General features: G+C 71.6%; 6 protein-coding genes and 2 pseudogenes. 4 read left to right on the forward strand and 4 right to left on the reverse strand.

Annotated elements, in window-relative coordinates; all coding sequences use genetic code 11:
• Positions 1–103: 103 nt before the first annotated feature.
• Positions 104–1,153 (reverse strand): porphobilinogen synthase, encoded by a 1,050-nt coding sequence (gene hemB / locus AC2W7M_RS17710; protein ID WP_486133677.1) that lies wholly within the window; start codon positions 1,151–1,153, stop codon positions 104–106.
• A gap of 250 nt (positions 1,154–1,403) precedes the next feature.
• On the opposite strand from hemB, the pseudogene AC2W7M_RS17715 reads away from it, so the two are divergent.
• Positions 1,404–2,466, forward strand: a pseudogene (locus AC2W7M_RS17715) (enoyl-CoA hydratase/isomerase family protein).
• Positions 2,463–2,894: a DUF6163 family protein gene (locus AC2W7M_RS17720; RefSeq protein ID WP_486133679.1), complete on the forward strand. Its 432-nt coding sequence runs from the start codon at positions 2,463–2,465 to the stop codon at positions 2,892–2,894. The pseudogene AC2W7M_RS17715 and the gene AC2W7M_RS17720 overlap by 4 nt, the downstream one beginning before the upstream one ends.
• Before the next feature lie 151 nt (positions 2,895–3,045).
• Here the strand turns inward: AC2W7M_RS17720 and AC2W7M_RS17725 are convergent, their stop codons facing one another.
• Positions 3,046–3,333 carry a helix-turn-helix domain-containing protein gene (locus AC2W7M_RS17725; protein WP_486133681.1) on the reverse strand — a complete coding sequence of 96 codons (288 nt, stop codon included), beginning with the start codon at positions 3,331–3,333 and terminating at the stop codon, positions 3,046–3,048.
• A gap of 93 nt (positions 3,334–3,426) precedes the next feature.
• Positions 3,427–4,129: pseudogene (locus tag AC2W7M_RS17730) on the reverse strand (SDR family NAD(P)-dependent oxidoreductase).
• An 89-nt stretch (positions 4,130–4,218) separates the two neighbouring features.
• Between AC2W7M_RS17730 and AC2W7M_RS17735 the strand changes: the two are divergent.
• Positions 4,219–5,301 (forward strand): helix-turn-helix transcriptional regulator, encoded by a 1,083-nt coding sequence (locus tag AC2W7M_RS17735; protein ID WP_486133683.1) that lies wholly within the window; start codon positions 4,219–4,221, stop codon positions 5,299–5,301.
• An 8-nt stretch (positions 5,302–5,309) separates the two neighbouring features.
• Here AC2W7M_RS17735 and AC2W7M_RS17740 read toward each other — a convergent pair whose 3' ends face one another.
• A complete protein-coding gene (locus tag AC2W7M_RS17740) occupies positions 5,310–5,642 on the reverse strand; it encodes a monooxygenase system ferredoxin subunit (protein WP_486133684.1) in 333 nt (110 codons plus the stop codon).
• 177 nt (positions 5,643–5,819) lie between these two features.
• Here AC2W7M_RS17740 and AC2W7M_RS17745 point away from each other — a divergent pair, with 177 nt between their 5' ends.
• The gene (locus AC2W7M_RS17745) at positions 5,820–6,047 is read left to right on the forward strand and encodes an FmdB family zinc ribbon protein (protein WP_486133686.1); all 228 of its coding nucleotides are present in this window, start codon (positions 5,820–5,822) and stop codon (positions 6,045–6,047) included.
• Positions 6,048–6,431 lie beyond the last annotated feature (384 nt).

Below are 6,431 nucleotides of genomic sequence, written 5' to 3' on the forward strand. Positions count from 1 at the left end.
CGGCGCTCCGGCTGCGCCGTCGCTGGGCCGGGGTACGACGGCTAACGCCGTCGCTGGGCCGGGGAACGACGGCTGCGCCGTCGCTGGGCCGGGGAACCGCCCTTCACCCCGCCTTCAGCCGCTCCGCCACGCGGGGGGCGAAATAGGTGAGGATGCCGTCGGCGCCGGCGCGCTTGAAGGCCATCAGGCTCTCCAGCATGATCCGCTCGCCCTCCACCCAGCCATTGCGGGCCGCGCCCTCGATCATCGCGTACTCGCCGGACACTTGGTAGGCGTAGGTGGGCAGACCGAACGCCTCCTTCACCCGCCAGACGATGTCGAGATAGGGCAGGCCCGGCTTCACCATCAGCATGTCGGCGCCTTCCTCGACGTCGAGCGCCGCCTCGCGCAGCGCCTCGGCGCCGTTGCCGGGGTCCATCTGGTAGGTGCGCTTGTCGCCGGTGAGGGTCTTCGCCGTGCCGATGGCATCGCGGAACGGGCCGTAGAAGGCGGACGCGTATTTCGCCGCATAGGACATGATCTGCACGTCCTCGAACCCGGCCGCATCGAGCCCCGCGCGGATGGCGCCGACGCGCCCGTCCATCATGTCGGAGGGGGCGATCACGTCGGCGCCGGCCGCCGCCTGGGTCACGGCCTGGCGCACCAGGACCTCCACCGTCGGATCGTTGAGGATGCGCCCGTCCTCCAGCAGGCCGTCATGGCCGTGGCTGGTGAAGGGATCGAGCGCGACGTCGGTGATGAGGCCGATGTCCGGCACCGCGGCCTTGATGGCGGCGAGCGCCCGGCACACCACGTTCTCGCCGTTGAGCGCCTCCGATCCCATTTCGTCGCGCCGGGTCGGGTCCACATAGGGGAAGATGGCGAGCGCGGGGATCCTCAGCTTCGCCGCGGCCTCGGCCGCGCGCACCGCCTCGTCGACCGTCAGACGCTCCACGCCGGGCATGGAGGCGATGGGGGTGCGGGTCGCCTGGCCGTCCATGACGAAGATCGGCCAGATCAGGTCGTCGACGGTGAGGGTGTTCTCGCGCACCAGCCGGCGCGACCAGTCGGCCTTGCGGTTGCGGCGCAGGCGCACGGCAAGGTCGAGCCGGTGGCCCGAACGGTCGGGGGGCGCGGCGATCTCGGCGGCGGGGCGGATGCGGGGCGTGCTCATCGGCATGGTCGGTCTTTCCCGCGGCCGCCCCTCAGGCGGCGGCATGCGCGCGGCTGCCGCCCGGCTCGTGGCGTGCGGCACCAAGGCGCCGCCGTGCATGTATAGCGCCCACGGCCCGCCGTCGCGAGGGTGGCGGCGTGGCAAAACGTTGACGCTGGCTCCCGCCGCGAATAACGCTCCCCCTGGCCGTCGCCGGGTCGCCTTGGGCGGCGGGGGGCGCACGCATCCGACGCGGAGGAACAAGGACGCCATGGAGCCCGAGGTCATCCTGGAGGAGAAGGGCGCCGCAGGCGTCATCACGCTCAACCGGCCGAAGGCGCTCAACGCGCTGACCTTGCCCATGGTGCGCGAGATCATGCCGCGCCTGCGCCGCTGGGCCGCGGACCCCGCCATCACTCGGGTGCTCATCAAGGGGGCCGGCGAAAAGGCGTTCTGCTCCGGCGGCGACGTGCGCTGGCTGTACGAATCCGGGCGTGGCGGACGGGTCGCCGACGCGCTCGCCTTCTGGCGCGAGGAATATATCCTCAACCACTTCATCGGCAGCTTCCCCAAGCCCTATGTCTCGCTGATCGACGGCATCTGCATGGGCGGCGGGTTCGGCCTTTCGGCCCACGGTGCGCACCGGGTGGCGGCGACCGCTATCTGTTCGCCATGCCGGAAGTGGGCATCGGCCTATTTCCGGACGTGGGCGGCACCCATGTGCTGCCGCGCCTGCCGGGCGCGTTCGGCACCTATCTGGCGCTCACCGGCGCGCGCATCCGCGGCGCCGACGCGTTGCGGCTGGACTGGCCACCGACGTGGTGCCCTCCGCCGCCTTCCCCGCGCTCGAGGCGGCGCTCATCGACGGCGGCGAGGTGGAGCGGACCATTCCGACCACCGCATCGAACCCCGGCCCGGGTCCGCTCGCCGAGCGCCGCGCCTTCATCTCCGCCGCCTTCTCGCGCCCCGATGTCGCCGCCATCCTCGCCGCGCTCGACGAGGCCGCGGCGCAGGGCGGGGCGGACGGCGAATTCGCCGCCGCCACCGCGGCCGACATCCGCACCAAGTCGCCCACCTCGCTGTCCATCGCCATGGAGCAGATTCGGCGCGGCCCGGCGCTCGATCTCGCCGGCTGCCTGAAGGCGGAGTTCCGGGCGGTGAACCGGGTGGCCGCGGGCCACGATTTCTACGAAGGCGTGCGTGCGGTGCTCATCGACCGCGACCAGGCCCCGCGCTGGCATCCGGCGACGCTGGCCGAGGTGGACCCGGACGTCATTGCCGCGCATTTCGCGCCCATCGACGACGAGCTTGACCTTCCGGCAGCGGGCGCATGAGCGCCCACGAGCCCATCGATGCGAGCGCCCGCGCGACGCTGGACAAGCTGCCGCCCTGGCGGCGCCGGCTGTTCCTGTTCCTGCGCGCGGTGGCGGCGTTCCTGCTGATCGAGGGGGTGATCCACTGGGGGGTCATCCTCGGCATCGGCGAGGGCACGCCCTCGCACTTCGAGCAGATGAGCACGGTGGCGCAGGCGGCGGTGATCTGGGCCGCCATCATCGATCCCATCGCCGGCGTCGGCCTGTGGCTGCGCGCCGGCTGGGCGGTGGTGCTGTGGCTGATCGCGACGCTGACGCAGGTCCTGTTCGGCGCACTGGCGCCGGCCGAAATGACCCGCATCCTCATCTTCACCATGGTCGAACTGGGCCTGGTGGTGGCCTATGCGGTCCTGTCCATCAAGGCGGCGCAGGAAAGCGACGAACGGTGAGTGGGCGAGCGGGGCAGGCGGCCGCAGGCCGCCCGCCGCGTCACGACCAGCTGCCGAGATAAGCCAGCACGCAGACCACCAGGATGGCGGCCACGATGATCCAGTGGCGCGCGGCGAAATTGTGCAGAATCATGGGGCGTCCCGTTCCGGCTCAGTCGTCGTTGGAGGCGTTGAGGTCTTCCGGGCGCAGCCCTTCCGATCTCGGGCGCAGGATGACGCCCAGCGACCCGCCATTGGTGAAGGCGATGCCCGCATCCGCGAGCGCATCCGCGAGGCGCGTGCGGTTCGCGGCGAGAGGGTCATGGGTCGCCGCGTCAGCCTCGACGGCGCGCACGTCGGCCTCGGTGAGGCCGGCGCGGTCGGCGAGTTCCTGGCGCTTCCAGCCGAGCAGCGCGCGCCCCGCCTTGATCTGGCGGCCTGTGACCTTGGACTGCGGCAATCGCGAACCTCCCCCTGAGGCGGGCGAACATGCCATGCCGTGCCGGCAGGCACAATGCCGTGGCCGTAAGGCGCGGCCGAAGTCCTTGCGCCGTCAGAAGGTCTCCACCCACGGCCGCAGATCGATCTCGGCGCTCCAGGCGGAGCGGTGCTGGCGGTGCAGCGCGAGATAGCTCGCGGCGATGGCGTCCGGGTCGAGCCAGCGGTCGGGCGGCCCGTCGTCGGGCCGAGACGGGGAGGCGATGCCGCCATCGATGATCGCATGCGCCACATGGATGCCGCGCGGCCCGAGCTCGCCGCGCGACGACCCTGGGCCAGTGCGCGAAGCGCGACTTCGCCATGCGAAGGGTCGTCGATTGCGGCATCGCCTTCACGGAGGCGGTGGCGCCGGTGAAGAGCAGCGTTCCCGCGCCCCGCGGCAGCATGCGCCGCGCCGCTGCCTGGGCGGTCAGAAAGCCGGCGAAGGCGCCCGCCTGATAGGCCGCCATCACCGCCTGGGCGTCGAGGTTCTCGATCGGGCCGCGCAGGCGCCGGGAGGCGTTGAACAGCACCAGGTCCGGAGGGCCGAGATCGGCCTCGGCGCGCGCGAACGCCGCCTCGATCTGCGCCGGGTCGGACGCGTCGGCGGCGAGCGGGACAACGGGCGTCTGCGGCGACAGCTCGGCCACGAGGCCCGAAAGCTTATCCGTGTCGCGGGCGATGAGCGCGAGGCGGAAGCCCTCGCGCGCCAGGAGGCGGGCGAAGCTGGCGCTGAGGCCCGGCCCCGCGCCGACGATGACGGCGACCTCTGTGCTCATGGGCGCTCCTTTTCGGCATCGGATGGGCCGCCCGGCAATTGTGGCGCGCGGACGATGCCGTTAGCTTAGCGACAGCCGGGAGCGATTGCATGGAGCCACCGTCTCAGCTTGTGGACGACATCTACGAGGCGGGCTCGGTTCCCGAATTCTGGCCGCGGGCGCTGGAAAAGCTCGCCGCCGCGGTCGACGGCGCGGGCGCGGCGTTGTTCGCGGTGCGGGCCGACGGGCTGCGCTCCGTCGCCTCGCCATCCATGCTCGATCTGCTGCGGGAGTTCGACGCCCTGGGCCGCCCGGAGCTCAACCGCCGGACGCCGCGCGCGCTTGCCAGGCGCCATCCGGGCTTTCTCACCGAGGACGACGTCTTCACCGAGGAGGAGCTTGAGACCGATCCCTTCTACACGGATTTCCTGCGCCCGCGCGGCTACGGCTGGTGTGCCGGGAGCGCGATCTTCGTGCCGGGCGGCGACACGATCGTCATCTCGGTGGAGAAGCGGCTGAATCTCGGTCCGGTGCCGCGCGAGCATGTGGCGCTGCTCGACCGGATGCGCCCGCACCTCGCGCGCGCGGCCGCCTTCTCGGCGCGCCTCGCCCTCGACCGGGTGCGCTCGGCGACCGAGGCGCTCGGCCTCATCGGACTTCCCGCGGCGGTGCTTGGCGACCGCCAGCAGCTGCTCTCCGCCAACCCCCTGTTCGAGGATCTGATCCCGGACGTGGTGCGCGCCCGCCGCGAGCGGCTGATGCTGGCGGATCAGGCCGCCGACCGGCTGCTGGCCGACGCCTTCGCGCGCAGCCGTGGCGCGCGCGGGCGGCGGCGTTCAATCCATCCCCATCGCTGCCCAGGAGGCGCGCCCGGCCATGGTGCGCACCTGCTGCCGGTGCGCGGGGTCGCCAACGACGTGTTCTCGGCGGCGAGCGGCCTGCTGATGCTGACCCCCGTCGTGGCGGGGCAGGGGCCGCCGCGCCAGTTGCTCGAAGGCCTGTTCGATCTGTCCCCGGCGGAGGCGCGGGTGGCGGGCGGGCTGGCGGACGGAGCCACCGTGGAGCAGCTCGCGAGCCGCCAGGGCATTTCCCAGGAAACCGTCCGCGGCCATCTCAAGGCCGTGTTCGCCAAGACGGGCACCCACCGCCAGTCGGAATTGGTGCGACTGCTGGCCGGTCCCTGGCATTTCTGAGCGGCCGTTCACCGCAGGGCAAAGCGTTCCGGCGCCGCGTCCGCATCCACGTAGACCATTCCGTCCTCCACCCTCACCGGATATTGGGCCAGGGCGCTCTCTTGCGGGGCGACCGGCGCGCCCGAGTTCAGGTCCCAGGTCCAGAAATGGCTCGGGCAGGTGAGCTGGGTGCCGTCGAACTCCGCCTCGGACAGCGGCGTTCCGGAGTGCGGGCACACCCCCTGGAAGGCGCGCAGCACCCCATCGTCCGGCCAGGCGAGGATGACGTGGCGGTTCGCGGCGATGACCAGCCGCATCCCGCCCTCGGGAATGGTCTCCAGCCTGCAGACGCGCGTGAACATGGTCGCTCCCAAGGATCGACGCCGACACCGGCGGCGGGCGGCCGATCGCTGGCAAGGATCGTGCATCGTCCGGGCCAAGCCGCCGCCGCACCATCGCGGCGCCGCGGGCGATGCGCGGACCTTCGGCGCAAGCCGTTGCCAGGGTGAAGGTTTTACAGAAAGGGCGAGGGAGCCGGCATGCCGCTCTATTCCTACCATTGTCAGGAGTGCGACAAGGACAGCGAGCTCCTGATGGGGTCGTCCGACACCGCCCTCTGTCCCGCCTGCGGCAGCGCGCGGATGGAGCGCATGCCTTCGCGCATCGCTCCCGAGGGCAAGAGCCGGGCGATCATCAAGTCTGCCCGCGCCCAGGCGGCGCGAGAGGGCCACCTGAGCCATTACAGCCGTTCTGAGCGGGGCGGCTGACGGCCCGCGCGGCCGCGCGGCGAATCGCGGACACGGCGCGCCGCGCCCCCTCTTCCCTACCGGAAAACCGCTCTGTGACAAATCGGCAACGCGCCAGCAAAACCTTGGAAGACCGGCATTTGCGCCTGCCGACTTAAGCCGCCGTTTACGCCTGAGGCCCTTTAGTGCGGGTCATGTTCTGTTGCGTGCGAGTTCGGTCACATGCGTAGCTCCAATGAGACTTTCGGGCGTCATGTCCTGGTGCGATTGGCGGTGGTCGGCCTCGTGTCGGCGCCGTCGCCGGGTGCGAGCTCCGACACCAACCGGTTTGCGCCGAGGGCGCCGCCCGCTGGGGACAGCCACGGCTCGACTGGACGGGCACCGCGCCGAGTGACAGGCTCGGCT

This window comes from Xanthobacter sp. BG11Y11_SDJG (genome assembly GCF_057364445.1).

Coding starts and splice junctions, on each gene's coding strand:
- AC2W7M_RS17720 (WP_486133679.1), top strand. CDS start 2,463: ATGAGCGCCCACGAGCCCATCGATGCGAGCGCCCGCGCGACGCTGGAC.
- hemB (WP_486133677.1), bottom strand. CDS start 1,153: ATGAGCACGCCCCGCATCCGCCCCGCCGCCGAGATCGCCGCGCCCCCC.
- AC2W7M_RS17740 (WP_486133684.1), bottom strand. CDS start 5,642: ATGTTCACGCGCGTCTGCAGGCTGGAGACCATTCCCGAGGGCGGGATG.
- AC2W7M_RS17735 (WP_486133683.1), top strand. CDS start 4,219: ATGGAGCCACCGTCTCAGCTTGTGGACGACATCTACGAGGCGGGCTCG.
- AC2W7M_RS17745 (WP_486133686.1), top strand. CDS start 5,820: ATGCCGCTCTATTCCTACCATTGTCAGGAGTGCGACAAGGACAGCGAG.